The sequence below is a fragment of the Levilactobacillus sp. HBUAS70063 genome (assembly GCF_038374745.1).
GTDB lineage: Bacteria > Bacillota > Bacilli > Lactobacillales > Lactobacillaceae > Levilactobacillus.
Genome location: NZ_JBANSM010000004.1, coordinates 83,738 through 109,291, shown reverse-complemented (window position 1 = coordinate 109,291; position 25,554 = coordinate 83,738). Strand labels below are relative to the sequence as shown.

General features: G+C 49.2%; 23 protein-coding genes. 6 read left to right on the top strand and 17 right to left on the bottom strand.

The window, feature by feature from the left end:
- Nucleotides 1-6: 6 nt before the first annotated feature.
- The 3 genes from V8I28_RS07360 to V8I28_RS07350 all read right to left on the bottom strand — a co-directional run bounded on the left by V8I28_RS07360 (nucleotide 7) and on the right by V8I28_RS07350 (nucleotide 2,398).
- On the bottom strand, nucleotides 7-864 hold the full coding sequence (locus V8I28_RS07360; protein WP_341779478.1) for an aldo/keto reductase: 858 nt from the start codon (nucleotides 862-864) through the stop codon (nucleotides 7-9).
- 14 nt (nucleotides 865-878) lie between these two features.
- Nucleotides 879-1,151, bottom strand: a complete 273-nt coding sequence (locus V8I28_RS07355; protein ID WP_341779477.1) for a MerR family DNA-binding protein — start codon at nucleotides 1,149-1,151, stop codon at nucleotides 879-881.
- 380 nt (nucleotides 1,152-1,531) lie between these two features.
- Nucleotides 1,532-2,398 carry a LysR family transcriptional regulator gene (locus tag V8I28_RS07350; protein WP_341779476.1) on the bottom strand — a complete coding sequence of 289 codons (867 nt, stop codon included), beginning with the start codon at nucleotides 2,396-2,398 and terminating at the stop codon, nucleotides 1,532-1,534.
- Between the two features lie 160 nt (nucleotides 2,399-2,558).
- On the opposite strand from V8I28_RS07350, the gene V8I28_RS07345 reads away from it, so the two are divergent.
- Entirely contained in the window at nucleotides 2,559-2,855 is a 297-nt protein-coding gene (locus V8I28_RS07345; RefSeq protein ID WP_341779475.1) for a Dabb family protein, read from the top strand.
- Between the two features lie 250 nt (nucleotides 2,856-3,105).
- On the opposite strand, the gene tsaD is transcribed toward V8I28_RS07345, so the two are convergent.
- The 9 genes from tsaD to tmk form a co-directional block, all read right to left on the bottom strand.
- On the bottom strand, nucleotides 3,106-4,149 hold the full coding sequence (gene tsaD / locus V8I28_RS07340) for a tRNA (adenosine(37)-N6)-threonylcarbamoyltransferase complex transferase subunit TsaD (RefSeq protein ID WP_341779474.1): 1,044 nt from the start codon (nucleotides 4,147-4,149) through the stop codon (nucleotides 3,106-3,108).
- Nucleotides 4,150-4,221: 72 nt separating this feature from the next.
- Nucleotides 4,222-4,842: a ribosomal protein S18-alanine N-acetyltransferase gene (gene rimI / locus V8I28_RS07335; RefSeq protein WP_341779473.1), complete on the bottom strand. Its 621-nt coding sequence runs from the start codon at nucleotides 4,840-4,842 to the stop codon at nucleotides 4,222-4,224.
- Nucleotides 4,826-5,548 (bottom strand): tRNA (adenosine(37)-N6)-threonylcarbamoyltransferase complex dimerization subunit type 1 TsaB, encoded by a 723-nt coding sequence (gene tsaB / locus V8I28_RS07330; RefSeq protein WP_341779472.1) that lies wholly within the window; start codon nucleotides 5,546-5,548, stop codon nucleotides 4,826-4,828. The genes rimI and tsaB overlap by 17 nt, the downstream gene beginning before the upstream one ends.
- Nucleotides 5,549-6,194: 646 nt before the next feature.
- A complete protein-coding gene (locus tag V8I28_RS07325) occupies nucleotides 6,195-6,938 on the bottom strand; it encodes an acyl-[acyl-carrier-protein] thioesterase (RefSeq protein WP_341779471.1) in 744 nt (247 codons plus the stop codon).
- A gap of 5 nt (nucleotides 6,939-6,943) precedes the next feature.
- The gene (rsmI, locus tag V8I28_RS07320) at nucleotides 6,944-7,825 is read right to left on the bottom strand and encodes a 16S rRNA (cytidine(1402)-2'-O)-methyltransferase (RefSeq protein WP_341779470.1); all 882 of its coding nucleotides are present in this window, start codon (nucleotides 7,823-7,825) and stop codon (nucleotides 6,944-6,946) included.
- A gap of 16 nt (nucleotides 7,826-7,841) precedes the next feature.
- Nucleotides 7,842-8,180, bottom strand: coding sequence for a DNA replication initiation control protein YabA (locus tag V8I28_RS07315; RefSeq protein WP_233669644.1), 339 nt, complete (start codon nucleotides 8,178-8,180; stop codon nucleotides 7,842-7,844).
- A 26-nt stretch (nucleotides 8,181-8,206) separates the two neighbouring features.
- The gene (holB, locus tag V8I28_RS07310; protein ID WP_341779469.1) at nucleotides 8,207-9,223 is read right to left on the bottom strand and encodes a DNA polymerase III subunit delta'; all 1,017 of its coding nucleotides are present in this window, start codon (nucleotides 9,221-9,223) and stop codon (nucleotides 8,207-8,209) included.
- 9 nt (nucleotides 9,224-9,232) lie between these two features.
- Entirely contained in the window at nucleotides 9,233-9,562 is a 330-nt protein-coding gene (locus V8I28_RS07305) for a cyclic-di-AMP receptor (RefSeq protein WP_341779468.1), read from the bottom strand.
- Between the two features lie 24 nt (nucleotides 9,563-9,586).
- The gene (gene tmk / locus V8I28_RS07300; RefSeq protein ID WP_341779467.1) at nucleotides 9,587-10,231 is read right to left on the bottom strand and encodes a dTMP kinase; all 645 of its coding nucleotides are present in this window, start codon (nucleotides 10,229-10,231) and stop codon (nucleotides 9,587-9,589) included.
- Nucleotides 10,232-10,791: 560 nt separating this feature from the next.
- On the opposite strand from tmk, the gene V8I28_RS07295 reads away from it, so the two are divergent.
- The 5 genes from V8I28_RS07295 to V8I28_RS07275 all read left to right on the top strand — a co-directional run bounded on the left by V8I28_RS07295 (nucleotide 10,792) and on the right by V8I28_RS07275 (nucleotide 18,079).
- Nucleotides 10,792-11,874 (top strand): bifunctional glycosyltransferase family 2/GtrA family protein, encoded by a 1,083-nt coding sequence (locus V8I28_RS07295; RefSeq protein ID WP_341779466.1) that lies wholly within the window; start codon nucleotides 10,792-10,794, stop codon nucleotides 11,872-11,874.
- On the top strand, nucleotides 11,867-13,849 hold the full coding sequence (locus tag V8I28_RS07290) for a glycosyltransferase family 2 protein (RefSeq protein WP_341779465.1): 1,983 nt from the start codon (nucleotides 11,867-11,869) through the stop codon (nucleotides 13,847-13,849). Before V8I28_RS07295 ends, V8I28_RS07290 begins: the two co-directional genes overlap by 8 nt.
- Before the next feature lie 14 nt (nucleotides 13,850-13,863).
- The gene (locus tag V8I28_RS07285; protein ID WP_341779464.1) at nucleotides 13,864-15,705 is read left to right on the top strand and encodes an ABC transporter permease; all 1,842 of its coding nucleotides are present in this window, start codon (nucleotides 13,864-13,866) and stop codon (nucleotides 15,703-15,705) included.
- 22 nt (nucleotides 15,706-15,727) lie between these two features.
- Complete coding sequence (locus tag V8I28_RS07280) at nucleotides 15,728-17,593, top strand: ABC transporter permease (protein ID WP_341779463.1); 1,866 nt, start codon at nucleotides 15,728-15,730, stop codon at nucleotides 17,591-17,593.
- Between the two features lie 264 nt (nucleotides 17,594-17,857).
- The gene (locus V8I28_RS07275; RefSeq protein ID WP_341779704.1) at nucleotides 17,858-18,079 is read left to right on the top strand and encodes a transposase; all 222 of its coding nucleotides are present in this window, start codon (nucleotides 17,858-17,860) and stop codon (nucleotides 18,077-18,079) included.
- Between the two features lie 30 nt (nucleotides 18,080-18,109).
- Here V8I28_RS07275 and V8I28_RS07270 read toward each other — a convergent pair whose 3' ends face one another.
- The 5 genes from V8I28_RS07270 to wsfD all read right to left on the bottom strand — a co-directional run bounded on the left by V8I28_RS07270 (nucleotide 18,110) and on the right by wsfD (nucleotide 25,484).
- Entirely contained in the window at nucleotides 18,110-18,979 is an 870-nt protein-coding gene (locus V8I28_RS07270) for a GGDEF domain-containing protein (protein WP_341779462.1), read from the bottom strand.
- Complete coding sequence (locus V8I28_RS07265; RefSeq protein WP_445928197.1) at nucleotides 18,972-21,134, bottom strand: cellulose biosynthesis cyclic di-GMP-binding regulatory protein BcsB; 2,163 nt, start codon at nucleotides 21,132-21,134, stop codon at nucleotides 18,972-18,974. Before V8I28_RS07265 ends, V8I28_RS07270 begins: the two co-directional genes overlap by 8 nt.
- Nucleotides 21,058-22,311: a glycosyltransferase gene (locus V8I28_RS07260; protein ID WP_341779460.1), complete on the bottom strand. Its 1,254-nt coding sequence runs from the start codon at nucleotides 22,309-22,311 to the stop codon at nucleotides 21,058-21,060. Before V8I28_RS07260 ends, V8I28_RS07265 begins: the two co-directional genes overlap by 77 nt.
- A gap of 186 nt (nucleotides 22,312-22,497) precedes the next feature.
- Entirely contained in the window at nucleotides 22,498-24,063 is a 1,566-nt protein-coding gene (locus V8I28_RS07255; protein WP_341779459.1) for a hypothetical protein, read from the bottom strand.
- A complete protein-coding gene (gene wsfD, locus V8I28_RS07250) occupies nucleotides 24,060-25,484 on the bottom strand; it encodes a glycan biosynthesis hexose transferase WsfD (RefSeq protein ID WP_341779458.1) in 1,425 nt (474 codons plus the stop codon). The genes V8I28_RS07255 and wsfD overlap by 4 nt, the downstream gene beginning before the upstream one ends.
- Nucleotides 25,485-25,554 lie beyond the last annotated feature (70 nt).

The following is a 25,554-nucleotide window of genomic DNA, read 5'->3' as shown; positions in this document are numbered from 1 at the left end:
TTGCTCCTATTCTACTGAAAATTGCTTTGACATGTCTAACATGGCTTGAAAATCCTTGGCATCTTCTGGCATGTTGAACCCGTTGCCCGTATTCAATGTCGCGATTTTAGCCATTTCATCGTCGCGTAACTCGAAATCAAAGATAGCCAGATTTTCCTTCAGCCGGTTAACGTGAACGCTCTTGGGAATGGCAACGATGTCACGTTGCATCAACCAGCGAAGAATCACTTGGGCCGTCGATTTACCGTGAGCTTGCGCAATTTCCTTTAACTCTGGTAATTCAAACACCTGATGATTACCCGAAGAAAACGGTGCCCAGGCTTCCATTTGAACATCATAATCAATCATGGCTTGTTGGTCCGCCTCACGTTGGTTAAAGACGTTGGCTTCAATCATGTTCACGGCTGGCTTAACGTCCGTGAAATTAATGAGATCAACTAGTTTTTGCTGGGTGAAATTGTCGACCCCAATGGCCCGAACCTTGCCGGCACGATAGGCTTCACTCAAGTAGTGCCAAGCACCATAATAATCGCTTACCGGTTGATGGATTAAATACAAATCTAAGTAATCCAACCCTAAATTAGTCAAAGACCGTTCAAGACCTCGTTGGGCCCCCTCATAGGAGTTGTCGGTCAGCCACAGCTTTGATGTCACGAAGAGTTCCGACCGGTCAACCCCACTACGCTTGATGGCACGCCCAACCGCTTGTTCATTGCCATACGCAGCGGCCGTATCAATCAACCGGTAGCCCAACTTAATGGCTTGATAAACCGCCTCTTCGGCTTCGGCTAAATCCGTTACCCGAAAGACGCCCAAGCCTAACTTAGGCATTTTGATCCCATTATTTAAAGTAGTAAATTCCATTTTAACAATCTCCTTTAGTGATTTTCGGTCAGTTGAAATCTTAAATAGTCAATCCCAGCAATCTGTCGCTCGTATTGGTGAATCGCGGCTAACCGTTCTTGCCGATGCTGGGCCAGCATCGCAATCAGCTTGACAGGTGGCCCTTGTTTCTGCAGATTAAGCGCCAAAAAATCTTCAATTTCATTTGAAGAAAATCCAATTTGTTGTAGCCGGAGCATCAACCGCAACGCTTCGATATCAGCCAGCGTATAAGTTGCCGGCGTGAGCCGACCTGCAAACTGCTTCACTCGCCACGACTCGTAATCCGATAAAAGTTGACTGGGAAAATGATACTTAGCCTGTACATCATCTTGGTTCACTAATCTCACCGCTTTCTCCTGAACAACCAATTGCTCAAAATTTTCTCGCTTAGTAAAACCATCAGTGGTGATGCCCTTGCTAATCGATGACTGTAGTGTATCGCGATTTTTTAGATATGTTAAATGCTTATTCTGTCTGATTAGAAATACATATCTTGAATATCTAAAAAGTGGGCCGAGACAAAACTCCCAACTCGCATAAAAAGGGGACCATCCAAGAAATTGCATAATTTCTTGGATGGTCCCCTTTTTGAGCTTGGCTCTGAGTTCAGTAGCACTTGCACGTCTGCCCCACTCTCCAGTAACCTTTAGTTTTTTTCTTGGCGGACAAATTCAATAAACGCTTTTGTCGCCGCCGAATGGGGCTGCTGACCTCGCCAGGCTAATACCGAATCTAATTTTAGTGCCGGCTCTAATGGTACAAAAGTTAAGTGGTCGAAGGTCTGATTGAGCTTTAAACAAATCACGACCCCGTGATTTTGTTGCGCCAACATCGCCGCACTATAAAGCAGATTGTAACGGGCCTTGTTCCGCATCTTGACTGCGTAATCTCCCGACCAGCTGACGAGTTCATTTTGAACCACCCGATCGGCAATCGTGATGACGCGAGTACCAACCAGATCGCCCGGACGAATGGCATCATAATTCGCAAATTTTGAGTCCTGATGCGCTAAGATTCCCCACTCTTCTTGGCTCTCCAGACGAACAAAGTCATATTTACCAATTTCGACCGGTTCGATGAGTAACCCCAAATCTAAAACGCCCTGTTCAATCCAACCTTTAATGTCGTCATTATTACCGCTTCTCAAGTTAAATTTGACTTGGGGATGCTGCTCCTGAAACGCATCAATTAATTTCGCGACTTCCGCCATACTATGAAGTTCACTACAGCCAATGGCAATCGTTCCCGCAAGTTCCTGCTTTTCTTGTAGCTCGTCTCGCGCCCGTTCTAGAATATTCACCATATCCTGGGCCCGCCGGCGAAAGAGCAAGCCTTCCCGCGTTAGATAAATACTATGATTGCTCCGGCGAAACAAGTCGACTTGTAGCTCAGCCTCTAATCCCTTTAATTGTCGCGACAAGGTCGGTTGGGTCATATGGAGCAAAGCCGCCGCCCGCGTCACATTTTCCTCACGCGCCGTAATTAAAAAGTAATTGAGCACCCGGATATCCATTTATCCTCACATCCTTCACGGTTTATTTAGCCATATTTTAGCATAGATATACAAAATACAAATAACTAATCTAAGAAATTAAGCATTTTAAACTTAATCGCTTTTCGTTTAAACTAATGGCAATGCTTAACGACTAACCCTAAACTTGGAGGAATCAATCATGATCAAACACATTTTTATTGCAACGATTAAGCCCGGCGTGGCAGATGCCAACGTCGAACAAGCCATTCAAAATATGAAAGCTATGAAAGACACGGTTCCAGAAATTCAGTCCCTGACGGTTGGCCGATCGTTGGGCTGGGCTGGTAGCGCTGACACCGTCAGCATGGTAATCGACGTCGCCGATCAGGCTAGTTTCGACCGCTTGATTGCCAGTGATGCGCACCAAAAGGTTAGTGCGACCGCTGGCGAGGTTTTTAGAACCGACAATTTCGTCTTATCACAAATCAGTTATTAAATCGTTAAAATCATTAATCTATCAAAGCAGTCTCGTTCTATCAGCTACGCTAACTTGGCCACCGGCATCTTGGACAGGCTGGAATAGAAAACTTACCAGCCCCAATACAATATGCCGGTAGGTGACCACAACTAAAAATTTATCAAAAAAGATGGCTTCACCTCAACTCGGGATGAAACCACCTTTTATTTTAGCTAAAATTCGGATGAACCCTGATATGCGCCTACTAAAGCCAGACAACCGGCACGCCTTACTTCGCCGAATCCGCCGCCCAGTCAAATTCCAGACTTGGATCAGCGTTCAACGTAGCATCGGCAAACACCCCGTGCTTGAAGGCCACGTAGGCAAAGGCGCCGATCATGGCGGCGTTATCGCCACACAACTTCAACGGTGCCTTGACCAGATGCGTGGTGGGATTACGCTTGAGGTCGCGTTCCAACCGTTCGCGCAGTCCCCGGTTGGCGGCCACCCCACCGGCCAAGATTAACTGCTTAACCGGGTAGTCGGCCAACGCGCGCTGCGCCTTTTCGGCCAAAACATCGACGACGGCCTGTTGGAAACTCGCCGCCAAGTCCTGCTTGCTTAGGGTCTCGCCAATCTGGTCAGCGTGGTGGGTCGTGTTAATGAAGGCACTCTTCAACCCGCTAAAGCTAAAGTCGAAGTTATCGTCCCTTTCCATGGCCCGCGGGAAGTTAAAGGTATCTTGCCCCTGGTGGGCCCACTCGTCGACCGTCTTACCGGCGGGATAGTTGACGCCCATCACCCGGCCAACCTTGTCGTAGGCCTCACCGGCGGCATCGTCGCGGGTCTCGCCAATGATTTCAAATTGATTCTCGGCGGGCATGTAAACCAACTCCGTGTGTCCCCCAGAAACCAACAGGGCTAACGCCGGAAATTCGATGGGTTCCACGTAGCGGGCCGCGTAGATGTGGCCGGCCATGTGGTTCACGGGGATCAACGGCAGATTGTGGGCAAAAGCCACCGTCTTGGCCGCCGTCACCCCGATTAATAAGGCCCCGACTAACCCCGGACCGTACGTCACCGCAACGGCATCCAAGTCATCGTAACCGACCTGGGCCTCGGCCAACGCATCCTTGATGCACAGGGTCACTTCTTCAATGTGGTGACGACTGGCCACTTCGGGCACCACGCCACCGAACCGTTGATGACTCTTGATCTGGGTCGCCACAATATTGGACAAGATCTTATGCCCGTCCTCAATGACCGCGACACTCGTCTCGTCACAACTTGACTCAAACGCTAAAATCAAATTTCGCTTTTCCGTTGGACTCACTCCTCTTTCTGCTTTTCCGCGTCGTTTTCACGCAAAAAGCGGGTGGCCACTTGCCAGCCCGCCAATTATCTTCTAATTCTGTTCTCGCGTTTCCGGTTCCACGCCGTCTTCGGCCTCGTCCTCATTTTCATTCAGGAACAATTCCATATCGACTGCGTCTTCATGGTCGCCGAAATAGTAGCCGCGCTTAATCCCGGTCTGCTCAAACTGCAGATCCCGGTAGAGCCGTTGGGCGTTCTTGTTGGAGACCCGCACCTCGAGGCTCACCGTCTTGTAGTTCAGCTTCTGGGCCTTTTTAATCATGATTCCCAGTAGGAAACGACCGAGGCCCTTCCCCTGATATTCCGGCAGAACCGCAATATTCGTGATATGGGCATCGCGCGTCCGTTCATCGAAAGTACTCCCGATAAACGCCAATAGCTTGTCGTTCTTGCGGATAACCAGGTATAACCGGTCCTTTTCTCGCCGTAATTCGTTGGCGAAGGCCGTCGAATCCCACGGGGCCTGCCCGGCGTACACGGCACGTTCAATCTCAATCATTTCTGGAATATCGGTGAACAGGGCTTTGGCCACAAAATAAGTCACATCGCGAATCGCCACGCGATGGTTCTTGACATCCATGGTTTCCTCGCGAACGACTTCTCGCCGACTACCAAATATATTTTTATACCAACTTTTAAATTTTTTCAACATATGATCCGGTATCCTCTTCTGGGTTCTTCGCCCGCCATTCAGCTTCCGCCTGTGTCAACCGCAAATAGTTCGGCACGAAGCGATCAACGTCACTGACCGGCGTCATCTTCTGACCTAACAAACCAATCGTCGCGACTTGGGGGAGGTTCAACCACGGGCTGACCGCCGGCGTGGCCGCTGAAACCGTCGTCCCAATTAACTCACTGAAGTGTGCAGCATCGCCTAGGAACCACACGGGCTCGCCGTATTCACCCACAGCCGTTAAGAAAGCCGTCACGTTGGTGTGCGCATCCGCAATCTCTACGGTTGGCACGCCATTCTTAATCCGATACAAGCCGGCAAAGACGTTTTGATTCCGGGCATCAAACAACGGGGCCACCAGGGCACCCTCGACCGGAATGTTTGCGGCCAGCGTTGCCAGACTGGACACGGCCACCAGGTCAATGTCCAAGGTTGCGGCCAACGTTTTAGCCGTGGTAACGGCGATTCGAATACCGGTGTAAGAACCGGGACCGGCCGCAACCACGACCCGATCCAGGTCGGTCGGCTTGAGGTCGGCCATTGCCAGGAGTCGTTCGATCTCCGGCAGTAGATATTCCGCGTGTTTCTGATGAACCGTGACCGTAATGGCCGCCAAGACCGTTTCGTCATCCAAGACGGCAACGCTGAGCGGCCGGTTCGATGTATCAATTGCTAAAATCTTCATATTTGCTTGGGTTCCCCTTCATCTATATGGTGACCACAGCCGGTACCAGGAGATGGCAAAAGCGGCGGCTGGTTAACGGCCCACCGCTTTTCCCGGTACCCGGTTACTTACTTTTCTTCGTGTACTGTTCATATCAGTGTCCTATATTACCACAAAGAACGACTGGCAACATCTTCTCTGCCTGTCTTTATCAAAAATAATCATTTTTTAACCGAAGATTGAGCCTTAAGCATAGCGACTCCTACTCAGCTAACGAAAGTTGACGCCATTCTATTCACCATTAACGCCACCTGCGTCTGTCAGAGATTCCGGCGCTGTGGGGACCGCCTGCGGCCTGAGGAACGGTCCTCCGGCTCGGTTTGAAGCCTGACAAGATCCGTCAGTCTCCAAACACGTCCCGCGCTGTAAGCTGACCCAAAACGTCAGCTAACACCGCTGTCACGGCTGCCTCCATCCCTGACTGCCTCCGGTTACCCACGTTAAAGCCATAAAATTGACGCCAACATCACCAAGGCAGTCGCTTCAATCACGGTTAATTGGTCACATCTCCCGTTGCCGTGAGTTCGCCAAATGTTATCTCAGAACAGCTGACCAAACCTGGCGAACGGTAAGTCGGACCCGTCCCCATCAAAACTGCTGGGACTAGCTAATCCCGGGCTTGCCACGTGATCGTGGCTAGGACCGCCGTCGTTGCGCCAATCTTGACCGTGTGCTGAGTCGTCTCGGTCGCGCTGTGCACGACCTCGCTGGTCACCTGATGACCATACTTCACTTCGTTCTCAAAGCGAATCCGAACATCCACGACCTGATGCTGCCGCAACCAATCGGCCGGTAGCGTGTCCAGCATCCACTCGAAGTAGTGGGCGTTGTTCACGTGCCCATTCTCATCGATGTCGAAGTACCGCACCGTGTAAGGCTTTAGCCGGCTGGTCGCCGTGGCCGCCACCCGTTCCGGGCGGGGCAGGCGTGGCAATCGTTTGACCGGCTCCGTGCCGTACGGGGCCATGATGGCCGCCGGAATCGTGGCAATCTTCCGGGTGGCGTAACTCATGGTGACCCAGATACCCTCGCCGTACGCCAGTTGCTCGCCGTTGGCATCGAATAGCCAGTATTCCCGGTAGGCGAAGTAGCGGTTAAACGCCGTCGCCCGCGTCTTAAACGTCACGGTGTCATCAATCTTCGGCAAGCGCGTCACGTCCAAATGATATTGGGTGACCACCCAGCCCACGCCCAGACTATGAATGTACGCTGGCGTCAGTTTCGAGGCAGCATTTTGGTCTTCCGAGACCAGGACGAACAGGTTAATCAGCATGGCTAAGGTGAGATGACCGGTATCGTCGGCTTCATAGTAGACGACCCGGTGGGATTCACTAAATTCGTTTGGGGCCACTCGGGTCACTCCTCATCTAAATGGTGGTAGGTTCGATAAACATCTTGTTTCTTTAGGCCGCGGAGATTAGCGACCTCCTTAATGGCCGCGTTGGGCTTGTCGCCGGCCGCAATCAGACGGTCGACCTGCGTCTCAATCGGTTCGCTCAAGTCAACGGCGGTCGTGGCGGTCGTTGTGGGATGCGGATTGCCGCCCACGAGCACGACGAATTCGCCACGAACGGTATCCGTAGCCGCCCATTCGGCTAAGTCGCTTAGGCTACCGCGAAGAAATTCCTCGTAGCGTTTAGTCAGTTCACGACATAGGACGGCCGGACGATCGGCCCCCATCCCCTCGGCTAGATTCTTCAGCGTCTTCTTCAACCGATGCGGCGCCTCATAGAAGATCAGTGTCTCCGGGCGTTGGGCCAATTCGTCAATCTCGGCGCGTTGGTCCTTGGGCTTGCGGTCCAGAAAGCCGTAGAAGTAAAACGGCTGCGGCGCCAAACCGGAGGCAATCAGGGCAGTTAAGCCCGCGTTGGCCCCGGGTAAGGGCACGACCGGAATGTGGGCGGCGATGCAGGCGTTGACCAACTCGTGGCCGGGGTCCGAGATGGACGGCATCCCCGCATCGCTCACCTGAGCAATCTGCAGTCCCTGCTGGAGCTTCGCCACTAATTGGGGAATCCGCTCCTGGGTGTTGTGCTCGTGAAAGCTAATTTGTTTGGTCGTGATTTCAAAGTGATTGAGTAATTTCTGCGTATTCCGGGTATCTTCGGCCGCAATCAGGTCGGCATCCTTAAGCGTCTGAACGGCGCGAAAGGTCATGTCATCGAGATTACCAATCGGTGTGGGCACCAGGTACAAGTGACCGCTGTCTGCGGCTTGAAAACTTCGTTGACGTTCCATGAATGGTGCGGACCTCCTACTGATCGCGATAGATAACTTCTAGACAAAAGGCACACTCCTCGTCCTGCTTGCGTCGCGTTCCGTAGAATTCGCGACAGACGTGAAAGCCCTCTTCGTACAATTTTTCCAAAATTTGCCGGGACTTGGACAAGCCCTGCGGCGTCTCCGGGTCTTCGGGAAGGTTGCGTTGCAGTTCCCGCAGCAGGTCCCGGAGATGTTGATTCTCGATTTCCAATTCGGCATTCTGCTCAAATACTTGGGTCATCTCGCCTTGTAAGTCAGTGAATTGGGCGAGCACTTCTTGTAATTGGCTCTCGAGCTGCTTAAATTGGTCGTATACTTCCTGTTTTTCCAAGTTGCCACCCCTCCAATGCTGACTGATCAGCGCGCAATTCGCGCTAAAATCTGTAACGTTAAGGCTTCCAAGATGCCTTGAAAATTCATATTGCCGGCTAATTGACTGCGGGTCTCTAGCGTCAGGGTCATGATAGCCACCAGCCGGTCAATGCTCAGCCGTTGGGCCATCTCGCCGCTGACCTTGGCGACCTGGGGAAAGGCCAGCTGTTCGCTCGGCACCGTGGCATTCTGCTGCCGCAAGACGTCGTGCCAGACCTGGACGACCATATCGAGCAACGTCCCCTGCAGATCGCGGTTGGTTCCCAGCGGCAGTAGTTCCGTTTGGACGCGGACAAAGGCCCGCTCGTCCCCGGCACAGGCCGCCGTGAACCACTGACCCACGCTGGTCTGGGCGTTTTTGAGCCAGTCATCGGCCGTCAACGCCTTGGCCGCTTGCACACTCTCGGTGAGCGTGGCCAACAGGTGGCGTTGACTCGGCACAATGTCGGCCGCCGCCAACGCGTCCGCCAAGGCACTGGGCGCCACCCGCAGGAAATCGACGATCTGGGTCCGGGAGAGAATCGTGGGTAAGATCAGATTTTTATTGGCCGTCAGGAGGAGGGCCACGGTGTTGCCCACCGGTTCTTCGATGAACTTCAGGAGGCTGTTAGCGGCCCCCGTGGTCATCCGTTCCACCTGATCGACGATGAAGATCTTTTGATTGCCCTCGACGGCACTCTTGGTGAATTCGGACTTCAGATACCGGACCTGGTCGACCTTGATGCGCTGCCCATCGGGAATCACCGTCACCACGTCGGGATGGTCGCCGGCCATAATGCGCCGACACTCCGAGCACTGACCACAGGGCAAGCCGTCAGCCGTCACATTTTGGCAAAAAAGCCGCATCGCGATGACCTGAGCCAACTGCTGGCGACCGGTGCCGTCCGCGCCGTTAAAGAGGTAGGCGTGCGCCAAGCGTTGCGACTGGATGAGATTCATAAAATGACTTAGTAACTGTGGCTGCAAGCGCTGGGTTGTGGCCACCAGGGATTCTTCGGTCATGCGGCCCTCCTAAAACTGGTGAAATTGATCGACGGGCAAGACAAAGACCGTGGCCCCGCCGACCTGAACCTCGACCGGATAGGAAGAGGTATTGTCCAGTTGCGCGTCCAAATTAACGGGAGGCGTCATGAACTGTTGCCGGGTGTGACTGGCTTCCTTGATCATCTGCAGGACCTCGTCGACCCGTGCTTCTTCCACCCCAATCATAAACGTGGTGTTTCCGGACTTCAAGAAGCCACCGGTCGTGGACAACCGCGTGGCGCGGATATTCTGATCGATAAACTCATTGCTTAACCGGTTGGCGTCCTTATCCTGGACGATCGCGATTAGTAATTTCATTGCTGTTCCTCCCTTAAGTGCCGATTAAAAATAACGGGCTGCGACTTGTTTGATTAACGCCAGGGCTTCAGTCACCACTTGTTCCGGTGACTGCGTGGCATCGATTAATTTAATCCGTTCCGGATGGGCCTGCTGGAGTCGAAGGTAGGCCGCGCGCACCCGGTCGTGAAAGGCCGTCTGCTCAACGTCTAACCGGTCGACTTGGTCGGGCTGCCGGTGAGCCTGAATCCGGCGTAACCCCACCTCGGCGGGAACGTCGAAATACACCGTCAATTCCGGTAAGAGGCCGTCCGTGGCAAAGGTGTTCATCTGCGCCACGGCGTCCTCACCAATCTGCCGGCCGGCGCCCTGGTAAGCAATGGAGCTGTCCACGTACCGGTCGCACAAGACCAGCTGATCCGCGGCTAGCGCGGGTAAGATGGTCTCCGCCAGGTGTTGTCGCCGGGCCGCGGCGTACAGTAAGGCCTCGGTGCGGTAGTCCATGGCCGTATTGGCCCGGTCTAAAATGATGGCCCGAATGCTCTCGGAAATCGGGTTGCCCCCCGGTTCCCGCGTAATCGTCAACCGATCGCCTAACACGGGCTGAATTTTCGCGGTAATGGTCGCGAGAGCACTGGTTTTGCCAGCACCATCGGGCCCTTCAAAACTAATAAACGTTCCTGACAACATACTCGACCCCATTTTTGATTGAATACATACATTGTACTTGAATTAAGAATTGATGTCTATTTGCATCGCTTGATTTTATACTGAATTGACGCTTAAAAAAACGGCTGCCAGCGCCCTTTAGATACCGCTTTCATCCGTCTTTCTTTAGACCTCCCACCTCACCCAATCTGGGCGCAATCCGTCAGGTCGACGACACTCATTTAATTATTCCGAAATCACCGGAATCGCACCTGACATTTAGTTAACCTCATAATAATTATTGCATGAACAAATTCAGCTGGTTGTTCATTCGCCCTAGGTTTATAATGAAATTATCTGTTAGTAAGTCCACCTAACCTAGCTCTTCGTGCGCAATCTGATCCACCAAAACCACCTTCGTATACATCTACAACACCGCTCGGCCCTTCGCCCTTTTTGAGCATTTACCAACGTCTATATGCCTGATATACTACACTTTCACGTATATATTGTTCACTAATAAATAGTATTAAGATTAATAATAAAACCAATTAACCATCAACGATTAGTCTTGGCTTTGAAAACGAAACGGGGAAACACTTATGTTAAGCATTGGCGTCACTATTCCGGCACTTAATCCCGATGATAAACTGATGACCTTAATTCATCAGATGACCACCACATCGGCACTACACCCACTCATTAAAAAAATTGTCATTGTAGATGACGGTAGTGATACCGATCATCAGCCAATTTTCCAGCAATTAAGTCAACACTATCCCGAACTGGTCATTCTACATCATCTTCACAATCGCGGTAAGGGCGCCGCTTTAAAGACCGCCTTTGCTTATTTTAGGGACCACCTGCCGGACGTCGCTGGTATTGCCACGATGGATTCGGACGGCCAGCACACCGTTGACGCCCTCCAAAGCTGTCTCACGATGTTTACAAAGAATCCGCAACAATTGGTCATTGGGGTCCGTCACTTTACCAATGACATCCCCTTTAGAAGTCAATTCGGTAACCTCTTAACCAGCGGCTTGGTTCGCTTACTAACGCGGCAAAACATCTCGGACACCCAGACTGGGCTGCGGGTTATTCCGACCGCGTACACGACCACCCTCATCAGCTTTCCCGGCGATCGCTTTGAATTTGAATTCGATATGCTCCTCCAAGCCAAAAAATATGGCATTAAAATTATTGAGCAACCGATTCCAACCATCTACTTAGAGGGAAATGCTTCTTCTCATTTTCGAGTTATTCGCGACTCAATCGCCATCTATTCCCGCTTTTTAAAATTTGCAGCTAGTGGGCTAATTTCATTCTTAGTTGATATTAGTCTGTTTTATCTTGTCCTGTTCTTCATCGGTAACCACATCCTAAACAGTATTCTGGTGGCAACCGTCATCTCGCGGGTCTTGTCCTCGGTTGTGAATTACTCCATTAACCATCAGGTGGTGTTCAACCGCGCCGGGCACCAGACACTTTTCAAATACGGCTGCCTATTCATCGCCCAAATGTTGGCCTCCGCCTTTTTCACCGATATCCTCACCACCCTATTACCCGCCACGGATGGCCAGTTCATGCCGACATTGGCCAAGATGATCGTTGACTTTATACTCTTCATGATTAGCTATCACATTCAACGTGATTTTATCTTTAAAGAAGGTCCTCAACATGTCTAATCGCCGCCGGTTTCTTTACTTTTTAGCAATTCTCCTATCCGTCATTTATTTATTGTGGCGAATTTTCTTCACGATTCCTTGGCACGCCAATATATTCGTGTTGATTTTTGCATTGCTCCTGGTGATTAGCGAGATCCTGTCGAACACGACCGGCTTCATTCTCATCTTCTTCCGGATGTTATCCACCAAGAAGAAGTGGAACCTTGAGATGCCGGACTATAGCACCACACAACCGCTACCGGACGTTGACCTCATCATCGTCACGCACAATGAGGAAGTCGACCTCCTGCGTAAAACGGTCAACGCGGCAACCTACATCGACTATCCAGATAAAAGTAAAGTTCACGTGGTGATTGCCGACGATGGTAATCGGCCGGAAGTTAAAGCTCTGGCCGAACACTATCACGTTGGTTACTCCGGCATGGAAGGCAACAAGCAGGCCAAGTCTGGGAACATTAATCACACCTTAGCCAAGTTGCACTCCCCTCTATTTGTCATCTTTGATACGGACATGATTCCCTTCTCCGGTTTTCTCCGCAACACGGTACCGCTATTTACCGAGAACTTTCAACAGTTGATTGACGACCCGGACCACACCGAACCCCTGGGATTCGTCCAAACGCCGCAGAGCTTCTATAACGCGGATATTTTTCAGTTCAACCTCTTTTCCGAAAAAATCATCCCTAACGAACAAGACTTCTTCTCACGGGACATTAACGTCTTGAACGGGGGAAATAAGCGCGCGCTGTTTACCGGCTCTAACGCGGTCTTTCTACGCAAGGCGGTCGATGAAGTCGGCGGCTTTCCAACCGATACGATTACCGAAGACTTTGAGCTGGGGACCATGCTAAACATGGCCGGTTACATTAGCCTGGCCACTAAGGTCCCACAGTCTAGCGGCATCACTCCCATCGATATGAAGGGGGTCATCAAGCAGCGGACGCGTTGGGCGCGGGGCGTTATGCAAAGTTGCCGGAACCTGCATATCTTTACCAACCCGCACCTATCCTTAATGAATCGCATCATCTTAATCAATACCTACTTTTATTGGTGGGCCTTTTTCCGCCGAATGATTTATATGATTGTCCCGATCCTCTATGCGCTGTTTAAAATCCAAGTGGTTAACGCCAATTTCTGGATTCTCATGGTCGTGTGGGCCCCCGGCTATTTCCTGCTACATTACGTGATGGGTGATACCTCGGGGATGGGTGACAACGCCAAAATCCGCAACGAACGTTGGGGGGAAGTTCAAGAAACTTTCTTCGCTCCCTACCTCTTCATTCCGGTGATTCTCGAAACTTTGGGCATCAAGGCCAAGAAATTCAAGGTCACCTCGAAGAACGTCACTTATTCCATCAAGGATAAGCTGTACATTTTGCCTTACCTCATTCTCTGGACCATCACCGTGGTCGCCATCATCAAGTTTAACTACGGCAAGTACGGTTCTGAAATCTTAGTTGGAAGTGTCATCACCTTCTGGTTACTCATGCACTTTATCAACTTGAGTATGTGTCTGTTTATTTCATTGGGACGTCCCGTCTATCGTAAGAATGAGCGTTTCATCCGCAAGGTTCCGGGGCAGGTGCGCAGTGCCGATGGTGAATGGCACGCCATGACTACCGAAGATGTTTCCGAGGGCGGTGTGGCCTTCACCACCGATGACGATGTCGACGATATTGCGGAGGGCGTCGACGTCAACTTAACCGTTAAACACGGTGAATTCGATATCCAGTTATCCGGAAAGATTGCCCGGATCAGTCAGCGCGATGGGACCACGATCTACAGTGGGCAAGTCCAAGTGGCGCCCGACGAGAATCGCGATCACTACCTTCAGTTAATTTACGATGGTGCGAATAGAACTTTGCCAAAGGTTCAGGATACTTGGGTCACACCATTTGACGAACTTTATATGAATTTAATCGTACGCGCCCGAACCTACGAACGTAACTTGAGTCGGCGCTTTAATCGCTTTTAAAAGGAGTCGCTGTCATGAACGGTTGGATTGGATTTTTTATCTATCTCTTGGGATTACTAGGTTACAACGGAACCCTCCGGCGCTTGGGCGTCAGTCCCTACCTCGCATGGATCACCGCGATGTTAGTTCAGATCCTAATGCTCTACGTCTTTGCCATGGTGGGCCTACTCAACCTGGGAATTCAAGTGGTGACTTACTTTGGGATAGCCTTACTCATCGTCTGGTTTATCCTGAGCTTCTGGCACAAGGGCCGCCTACAGTTCGAAGGGATTCACCTCTTTGACTTCTGGATGGTCGGCCTCGGAATTGCCATGGGACAAACCTTACTAAAGAGTCCGCTGGTCCACTACGACAACTTTTCTCACTGGGCCGTGATGGTTAAGTTTATGACGTTCACGGGTCACTTGCCGGGGGCCGCAGATAAATTAATTTCTTTCACCTCTTATCCGCCAGCCACGGCCCTCTACATTACACAGTTTGTCCACTGGACCGGTTTTAGCGATGGCACGATGTTGGTGGGGCAGTTCATCCTGATTTGGGCCGCCAGCTACGCCATCTTCGCCGGATTGCGGGACCGTTCACGGGCCCTGACCAGCTTTGCTTTGTGCTTTACGCTCGCCATTTCATTCGTCTTTAACGTAGCCATTCGATTAAACAACTTACTCGTGGATTACGTTTTACCAATTATCGCGGTGGCGGGGATTGTCGGTATCTTTGTCTATCGGAAGAAATCCACATTGCTGTGCGTCCATACCGCCATTTTCATCGGGGCACTCATGCTCGTCAAGAATTCGGCGACCTTCTTCGTTGTCATGATGGCCGTCTACTTCCTGTACACCTTAATTACGAATAAAAAGTATCACTGGTATCGTCGCCTAGTGACCGTTCCGCTTCGATTTGCGGTAACGCTTGGTGTGGGTCTGCTCCCCTTTCTGTGGTGGGACTGGCACGTCAAGCAGACCTTTACCCTCTCCAAACACCAGATTAGTACGCAAGCCTATTCACAACAGCTAAGCGGTGAAAGTCAGCAACAATTACTGAAGATTGCCCACAAGTTTATCAGCCAAATTCTCAGCCTAAATTCGCTGTCCACTAAGGGAATCATTCTCATCAATGTCGTTTTAATTGGGACCTGGATCTATGCCCGTCTGCGGGCCCACCAACCCAATGACTTGCTCGGAATGGCCGCGTTGTTAGACCTCGTATTTGTCGCCTACTATGGTAGTCTGTTCGGCATGTATATTCTCTCCATGCCCTACGCCGAGGCCATCGTCTTAGACGGTTTTGAGCGGTACATGGGGAGCATGGTTATTCTCAACCTCTTTCTGGGCGCCATTGCCCTCGTCCGGGTGCTCGATCGCTTGCAATTCGAACAGAACTTCCAAAAACGAAATACCCAGTCCTTCAAGAGCGCGGTCACCAAGAATATTTATCAGATTGCCACCCTGGTCGTTGGGTTCTTCGCCATCACCATGATGTATTCCGAGATTACCGGGACCAACTTCACCAATAAAATGAATCATAACACCCTTCCCCTTCAAATGAGCCGGATCGCCAAGCCTTGGAATCATTTGAATCACGAGAAGGTCCTCATCGTCGATCCCGAAAAGGTCGATGTCGATGACTACTACGCCGGTTACGTGGGGCGCTATTACTTCTTCACGGACCGAGCGGTGGGTCAGGAGAATTTCATGATGACGCCCAAGGCCTTCAAGGCCGCCGTCGAACATTTTGACTACGTGGCTATCCCCGAGACCCACCGAACCTTTACCGTCCTGACTGAAAAGGTCTATCACCAGCACGTGGTAACGGGCTTCTTCAAGGTCACCAACCATGGCTTAAAACGCATTCATTAATTCACTAAATGGAGGTGCCCTTTTGGCATTCGCATTCATCGGCCTCATTTTCTTTACCCTATCCTTAATCGGTTACAGTAGCACCATGCGTTGGCTTCACGTCAACCCATACCTAACTTGGATTACCGGCATCTTAGTTCAAATCATACTGCTCTACATCTTCGCCATGTTAGGGGGACTGCGGATTGGCATCTGGGTGGTGACGACCCTGGGAGTTCTGTTGCTCATCGCACGTCTGGTTCTCGGCTATTTGGGAAAAGTGTCCTTTCACTACGAAGGGCTTCACTTCTTCGATGCCTGGATGATCTTTCTCGGCTTTGTCATGGCCCTCGTTCTTTTCAGAAGTCCTCTGATTCACTACGATAATTTTTCCCATTGGGCCACGATTGTCAAGTTCATGACCTACACGGGCCACCTGCCTGGGGCGAGCGATACGATTATTTCCTTTACCTCGTACCCACCCGCAACGGCGCTGTTTATCACCCAATTTGTCACCTTCACGGGCTTTCACGCTGGAACCATGCTGGTCGCCCAATTCATTCTCATCTGGGCGGCGAGCTACGCCATCTTTGCGACCTTGCGTGACCGGACTCGCGGGCTAAACTCAATGTTGCTATGCCTGACGATTGCGATTTCTTACGTCTTCAACATCAACATTCGCCTCAACAACTTGCTGGTGGACTACGTCTTGGCGATTCTCACCGTGGCCGCCTTAGTCGGTATTTTTGTTTATCAACGACAGCCCCGCATTCAAGCGGCCCACGTAGCCCTGTTCAGCGGAACGTTACTGTTAGTCAAGAACTCGGCCGCCTTCTTCGTAGCCATCATCTTCTTCTACTACCTCTATCGGCTCATCAAGCAATCGCCAGCCGGGCATTGGTTTAAGAAAAGACTGCGGGTAGCTGGTCTGTGGTTGAGTACGCTCGCGGTCGGGGCGCTCCCTTTCATCTGGTGGGAAATTCACGTCAAGCTGACGTTTACCGCATCTAAGCATGAAATTAATGCCCAGGCGTATTCCAATCAATTGTCTCATGATGGACTCCACGGTTTTATCAGTATCGGTCAACAGTTTCTCAAGCAGATTTTTAACCTCGGTTCCCTATCGACACAAGGCTTCCTGGCGTTGAATATCCTGCTTATCGGCGGCTGGGCGATTATAAAATACGCTTGTCACCACCCCAATAACTTACCGAAGTTGCTGGGCTTATTGGATCTCGTTTCCCTATTGTATTACCTCAGTTTACTGGGAATGTACGTCCTCTCCATGCCCTACGATGAAGCCATCACGCTGGACGGTTTCGAACGGTACATGTCCACGGTGGTCGTCCTCAACCTCTTCATTGGGGCCATGGCCCTCGTGCGCTTGATTGACGAGGCGTTTTACGAGCAGAACTTCGATGACCGCAGTCCCCGCAATTTCAGATCGATTTGGACCAAGAACGGGTATCAGTTTGCGTCCTTCCTCGTGACGTTTTTCGCCATTATCATGATGTATTCCGAGATTAACGGGACCAACTTTACCAATAACTACAACCGCCATACGGTTCCGGTTATGCTCACCAAGGTTGCCCAGCCCTGGACCAAGCTCAACGATACCAAAATCTTAATTGTTGACCCCAGTCAGGTGGAGGTCACGACCTACTACGCCGGCTACCTCGCAAATTATTACTTCTTTACGAACAATGCCACCGGTCAGGCCGTCTTCAGCAAGCACGCGGCAACTTTCCGGAAGAATCTCCAGCAGTATGCATACGTGGCAGTCCCCAAACGAGATAAAACATTCACGCGTGGCATGAAGAAATTCTATCATCAGTCCGTTCATACCGGACTTTATCGGGTCCATCCCGACCACCTCACCCAGATTCCCGCGACCGCGAAGATTCATTAAGACCGATTTCACCTAAACCAAAAAGATTCCCAACGCCAGCTATGATCCCTTGTGGTTGTCAGATGAAATAATATAAATTCATCTGACAATGACTGAGGGATTTTTGTATACCAAGAGCTAAGTATACTGCTATAAAGAAGTTGGCATTGATCAATGACTTTGAAGCTTCGGAATTATTAAGTGAAGCTTTTGAGAAAGCAAATGGTTTAGGAGAAAAATAGTTAGGCGGTGGCATGATCGGTATCATCGCGATGGTCTGATGGACTGAGGGAAGCTAAGAAGAATCAACACTATAGTGAAGCTCTCAAGCTTCAAGTCATTCGTGCTTCCTTGAACGGTGAAGCTTCAAGGCAAGAAATAGCGATGAAATATGGATTACGTTCAGCTTCTCAAGTAACGGCCTGGATTTCTAGGTATAATCGGAATGCCTTTAGCAAGCGCTATCTATTCGTCAGTAACGCTCAAAAGAGCCCAGTCCAATCCTGAGCTCTCCCATTTCAGCAATTACCAATATAATTAAACGTCATATTCCGTCTCTTTAATCCCTGCATTCATTAAGTCGTAAGGGTTCTTCATCTTCTCCGAATCCCAACTAGCAACCCCAACAACCAGCCGAACTTCTAGTGTCGATAGGTTACTTGAAGCAGCTAAGGCCTTGTCAAAATTTCCCTTAATTCGCTTGCCAGCAATCCCTGCACCATCAGCATTCGTGAAGAGCAACACCCCCCAGGTTGGATTGGACCGATCCAGCAGATAGGTAATATCATTTGTCCGCATGGCCCCCTTGATGGTCTCTGAGACCAATTGTAACAGGTCACTTAATTGGCTATCGCTAATCATACTTCGCATCTCTTGAAAGTAGCGAATACGAATAATCATAGCCGTTACGGGCAGATCAAACCGCCGATTAGTTTCGGTAAAGACGGCAGTATCCTCAATGAAAGAGACCGTTGTCCGCAAATTCGTTGATTCATCAAACGCCCCTCGTTCCACGAGATCGCTACGTAACTTAACATTATCCGCTTGCAACTTACGAAGATGATCCGTCATGCCATAAAACGAAATCGATAGGAGCAGCGGCAAGACCATCCAAAAGAGCAGCCCCCACGCCACCGTTTCAGCGTGTGTCTGACTCACATAAAGTACGATTAAGACTTGAGCAAACATAAAGGCCAAGTTGAGGAGTAATCCCGTGATAATTCCCCAAAAGTAGGTGAACAGAATCAAGCAAATAGTCACCGCCAGAAAGCTCACATTGATCATCAGGTAATGCGTCTGTGTCGCCGCCATCCCCAGTGCCAGTCCGCTAACCATCATTAAGAAAGCAATCAAATAAATATCCGTAATCCACGTTTCACGATTTGAATTCTTCGACCGATTAGTCATGACGTGTGCGCCCCTTTCGCCGACGATGTAAGCTCCCGTGTTTCCACAACAATAGCAGTAAGGCGATCGTCACCACTACAATCATGATGAGGGCCATTCCCAGATAGCGTAATTGTTGTGAATGGCGATTAATTTCTTGTTTGGTATTCAAGGAGGTATCGATGAGCTTATTTTTCTTAAACCGATAATCATAATGATTATTGTCCGGATCGACCACAATGGCATCCCCAGAATACTGATCAATATTTCGCTGATAATTGATCTGAGTAGAGGCTAAGTAAGCCCCTGTATCGGTCGCACCGGTGACAACCATTAAACCTTTCTTGCTATTATATGGTGATCGCAACAACTGGTCACTGCCAATAGTCTGACCATATTTCTGTTCAATACTTAATTTTTCATTCGAGAGGAAACCCGTCTCCGACGAATTATACTTGAAATATAAGTGGGAATTGAGTCGGTGGATCAAGCTGTTCTGCCGCGGTGTTCCAAAAGCAATCACGTTTGCATCTGTCATTACCGACTTGCTCGGTTGCTGGTCATAAAATTTAATGGTGCCACGGTTGTTCTCAGCATAATTTCCAATCAGGTTAAAGATATTTGTCAACGTCTGATAATCCGTGGAAGACATGGTCTTAGGTCGAACCACCGCGATGTTATCGTAGGTCGAATTCTTCAGAAATAGGTTAGGATAGTTGCTGAAGAGTAGATCGTTCCCCGGCGCCGACTTAATCCGCGCCACCGAATCGGGTTCGATACTGGCCCATGGCGTATGATTGTTACTCTGTGTGGTTGCTGTTCCACTCAACGGCAAATCCAAAGCCACCCGAACCGTAAAGCTGTTCCCCAGTGCCATTCCTTTGGGTAGTGTCACCGTCAGCGTGTCATTGTCCGCTCGCGCCGAGCTTAGTCGCTTGCTTCCCACGGCCGTATCGTTGACGTAGATCGTTGCCAATGAGTTCTTAAAGTCCAGATTCCGAGCGTACCGCAAGTGAATGCTAATAGTCGAACCATCAGCGTTATTGCGGTCGATGGGGAGACTTACGAAATACTGGCGTTCCTGATGGTTGACGCCGGTAACCTTGTCCGCACTAGTCGTTAGCTGGTACTTACCATCGTAGTTCAGGGTCGAAGTAAACGTTTGGGTTGCCAGAGTAACCGTCTCTGTTGGATGTTTGGACTCTTTCATCAACTCGGAATTGGCCACAAAGCGAGCCGCTTTCTTTAACAGTGCCCCCGTCGTCGCGGTTACCACCAAGTAGTGTTTCCCCTTAGAATCATACCGTTTGATTTGAGATGCATTCTTTAGATCGTTCAGTCGGAATAGCTTTTTAAAGCGGCCCGGTAGGTGCTGGTACTCCGCTATAATTAACTGATAGTCAGCCTTGCGACCATCCACATTGTTCATCTGAACGACGGGAATCTGTTGATTCTCCGTGGTAATGACTCGCGACTCTCCCGTCAATGCATACATGCTGGCGGCTAACTCAGCGTTGTTGGCGTGATTGGGTACGACAATATACGCGTTTCTATTCACGATGGTATCTGGTCCCGAAAAATGGTCATAAAAAGAGTCAATATTCTTTGTTGGTGCCTTCAAAGCATACTGAAAATTAATATCTGAGCGATTGTCTACCGTTAACCAGTTAGCGGGAGTTTGTGTCAATCGATAATCCTTTTTACCTGCCTGGTTGAGAATTTGACCACTGATCTTTAATTCATTCTCACCGGACAAGAGCCGTAGCGGAATTTTAATTGTTTTGGTCTGCAATCCGGTTTGCTTCTTCGGCCGAAACGAGGCAAATTTCACTCCACCTAATGAGACCGTAATATCCGACAATTGTCGACTTGAAAGTTGTGACACTTGATAATTCAGATTTAAGGTAGCCTTTTTGACATTCCAATAATCCATCTTAATAAAGTAAGTACTCATCTCAACGGACTGACCAGACAGACTGGTTGTGTTGTTTTGAAAGGGCTGCGTATAAGTCTTCAGTACCGTCTTCGCCCTAGCCGTCGTGGTCCCTCCCAAAACGCCACACAAGACTAATCCCAGGAGGGTCAGCGCCAACACTACGTTATTGATAACGTTTCGTTTTATACCATTTTGCTTGTTGATGAAAGACTTGTTCACGAATATACCCCACCATTCCATAAGCAGCTACTGCCAGCCACATTTGACTATATACCACGTACATAAAAATAATTATCAGCAGATTTCCCAGCGTCATTTCCCCTTTCTCGGTGGTAATCGTCACAAAGGTACTAATGACGAAGAGTAAGATGGCAAAAATCCATAAGGCGTTATTAAAACCTAATAGATTAGAGTGGGCCACCCCAGCTACCGAGAGCACAAACACCGTATCTGAGAGAATCAGCGAAGTCATCAAGAGAAAGTAAACCGATAGGAAATATAACAAATCAAACCGAATCCGTTGCCCACTCTTACGAAAAATCAAAGGAAGGTTCTTTAAAATAACATAAATATTCCCCTTAACCCAGCGAGTCCGTTGGTGAAACCAAACATCTAGTGTCTGTGGTTCTTGTTCCCAGGTGACCGCCTTAGGTTGAAAATAGATCCGATAACCCAGACGGTACACACGAAAGCTAATTTCGGTATCTTCAGCTAACGCTTTGGTATCCCAGCCACCAATCTTGTCGAGCAGCGCGCGGCGGATAACATAATTGGTCCCCGGAATCGTACATAGTTTAAACAGACGTAATCGACCGGCTTGGGCCATCCATTGAAACGACAACGTTTCAACGTTAATAAAACGGGTCAATAGCGATGCATTCTTATTTCGTGTCCGGAACTTACCGATCACGGCACCGTATGAGTCGTTTTGCATCAGTTCAGCTACAAGATAACGTAGGGCCGGACGTTCGGGTGTGTTATCCGCATCGTAAACCGAAATAACGCTTCCCTTAGCTTGCTTGAGGGCGATATTTAAAGCGTTTGATTTTCCCTTCCCCCCCGTAACTTTATCCGTATTAATCACTTCTAAATTGCGTTGTGGGTAGGTCTCCTGAATCTGCTTAAGCAAATCGGCCGAGTTATCACTGGAATTATCGTTGATGACAATGATTTCATAACGATCATGAGGATAATCGAAATTTAGCAACGACAACACCGTTTTTACGATCACAATTCCTTCATTGTGCGCGGGCACCATTACCGTTACGAACGGAACTTTTTCAGGCAACTGTGGTGCCGGCGTGCGAGCATCCTTCAAATACTGCGTATATCCCGCCATAGTTAAAATCAAGTTAACGACTAGAATTCCCCAAATGACCAAGATTGCAGCAAAGACAAAATAATCTAAAATACTCATAACACACCTTCTTTCCAAAGTCCTTTAACCTTAACGTCCCAAATAGCTAGCAGACTTTTCCCACTCTGATAACACCCTATACTTACTACTAATGTAAAATTGCCACAATTTGTTGCACCTTTTCCTCAAATAATGGTATTTTTTAATAATCCACCAATTAGTGTTGTACATGAACTATGCGCCACGCTACTTGCGTCGAAACATCTGACGATAAATCCGCCGTCCAAGGAAGAGGAAGACCACCAGCACAATGGTTGTCACCGTAAAGAAGACAAAGAGAATATTGCCTTGAACCTTGAAATATTTATCTAAGGCGACATGTCGAGTCTGTGAAAAATGATACTTCGGAATACCGGTTGCCTCAGTACCAATTGTAACCGGACTGCCATTCAAATAATAGATCCCCTGTCGGTAATCAAACGTTGCCGAAGCACTCGTAATCTTAGTTTGAAGGTGGTCTTGCGGCTGATACCACCCTACATTAAGCTGAGTCACCCGCTTCACCATCGCCGTTAACTTCTTCTGACTCGTCGGGAAAGGAACTGTCAACGCTGTACGGGTAGGAAATTCCAACCGATTAACCGCGATTTGACGACCATTTTTTACCGTCAATAGGCTATTTAAACTTAATCCCGTCCAAGTCTGACCGTAAGTCGCTCCTAAATTATCCTGCGCCGCAAAGGTCGTAGTCGCCGGATTGGGGAGCAATAAAACATTGCTGGAACGAGCTAACCCGTATCGCCGAAAGACCTTGTCTTGATTCCAATATACCGGTGCGCTAATACCTACGGGCATGACTTGGCGTTGTTTCAATTGATTAAGCTCTTCAACCATCGTTTGCTCAAGTAGCGCCCCACTTTGACGGTTTGCCGCACCTACGATTGGAACTTGCAGGAAGATAATTCCCTGGTTATTTTCGACAATCCGTAACGCCTTCGTAAACTTAGAAAACGCCGCCAAAGAGGTATTATCGGCTACCGAAGTGGTACTAATAGCGAAAGGAATTCCCGCCGCATTGAGCTTGGTCGCTAATTGCGTTAACCGATTCAAGTCACTATAGGGAGTTACACCCGTGATAGTCAACAAAGGCTTCCGCTGTCGGACGTTGCCAAAAAGCGTAGCGATGGTTTGTGCCGCCAAAACCTGACTGAACCCGTTCGCTTCAAAGTAAGGAAGATACCCAGCGCGTCCCACTACCGTTCCGTAAGGATAATGACCTATTCCTTGATTCTGTGGCCGCAACTGACCAAAATTCTGCGCTTTTCTCTTCACCGTCAATAACGTGATATTTTCGCTAAACGGTAGCAATTGTTGCTGACCACCCGCTGACAGTGTCAATTGCTGGTGGTAAACATTATGTCGAACCGCGTGAAGTTGATGGGCCTCAGCCTGACTAAGTTGTTGACCAACGTGAAGTTTCTTTCCCGAAAAGGTCTGCTGGTCGCGCGTAAACGCCGCGTTGTGCAGATCTCCCTGTGGCCAGTTAACTAGCGTCACGACCCCCATGTACTTCTTGGTGGTCAACTGACCCGCGTAGTAATCGCTCAATTTCTCAGTCTGTGTCGTGACGCCGATGCTAGTCAATAACTGCTGTAATCCGGCCAATTTTCGCTGACCATTAACGGTTGGATTCAACGCATCATAAACAATGAGAACTCGCTTGTCAGCCCCCTGAGCCACCGTCGGCTGTTTCCAACCAATACCCACTAGACTAATAATTGTTAATATGATGAGGAATAGTCGTTTTTTCACGCTTCATCCTCCCCAATATTACCGTCCGAATGCCATAAACGATGGTTCAATAGGTCGGCAATAAACATAATTAAAATCAAATCTAAACTCACCGGAACCATAAACAAATGCTTTGCCAGATCGGCATCCCCATCCCCAATAATAGAAATTATTGGAACGAAGATGAAAACCGTTAGCAATCCCATCACCAAGAAGAACCGCACAACATTGGCAACGCGCTTGTGAACCAAGTCATTGTAGGCACCAATGGCAAAGACAATCAGCAATGCAATGGTCAGGAGAATATCGAAAGAAAATTTCTGTGGAAAGAAAGCCCCCGCCAAGCTACTAAATCCTGTGAAGTAAGTGACTTGCGCACCAGCCGGCTTACCACTAGACCGCTGATAATCGCCAACCGCTTTAACCTGCGTAATCATCATGTCCCCCGCCGCCACGTCCAATAGCGTATGGAACTGTGGATAATGATGAACGTAGTACAGGACGATCCAGCCGAATCCCGTCTTATCATTGAGTCCTTTCTTAACAGACTTGGCACTCGGATTAATTGCCGCAAACGCCTTAGGATAATAATCTTGATTGCGCATCAAAGCATACTGTTCATCCACGCCACGTTTAGCAATCTTTTTACTGGGATCGTCCGTATGGAGCAACACCCCGTGCGTAAAGGCTTGGTACTGGTTAATATCATTAAATTGCTTCGTAATGAGGGTATAAGTCAGAATCCCCGTCACCAGAATACCCACAATACCACCGAGAATCCACAACCACTGGGCCCGTTTTTTAAAGATGAAGAATAACCCAATACTGGTCACCGTATAACTCAAGGCCAACGGGGCATTCTGCTGCTTATTGGCAATCAACAACATGATGCTAACGAAATAGACCACCGTCAGTAATCGAGGATGCCAATCCGGACGGCGCGCAACCAACATTAACGCGGAAAAAGCGTACAACATAAGAACCAACATACCAGGTTCCGCGAAGAATGAGTTAAAGTACAAGGTAAATGAAGAATCCGCAAAGACAAAGACAATTAATAATGCAATCAAATAACCCCGCAATTTGCGATAAGGTGCAGTCATGGCCGTGGTCAAAAGATACATACTACCTAAGTATGGCAGATAATAGACCAAGCCCATGAATCGTAGATCAAAAATTGTCTTACTATAAAACAGCTTATTTAGCAACACGGCGAGTTTCACAAAAAGCGGCTGTGAGGAGAAGACGGCAGCCGTCGTGTCATTAAAGTACTGCATAATGCCAAGCTTTGGCGTCACGTAGTTGAGCATGCTATACCCCTTGAGCCGGTACAGTCCATTGACAAATTGAGCACGGTAAAAATCACCATTATCGGCTAGACCATGAAATGGTGGTACAAAGAGTAAATATCCAGCAATCCCAGCGGCTAAAATCGTTGCCAATAGTGCGGGTGAACAACGTCGTGCGCACCAATGCCAGAAATTCAGCCATTCTGTTTTCTTTCCGTCAACG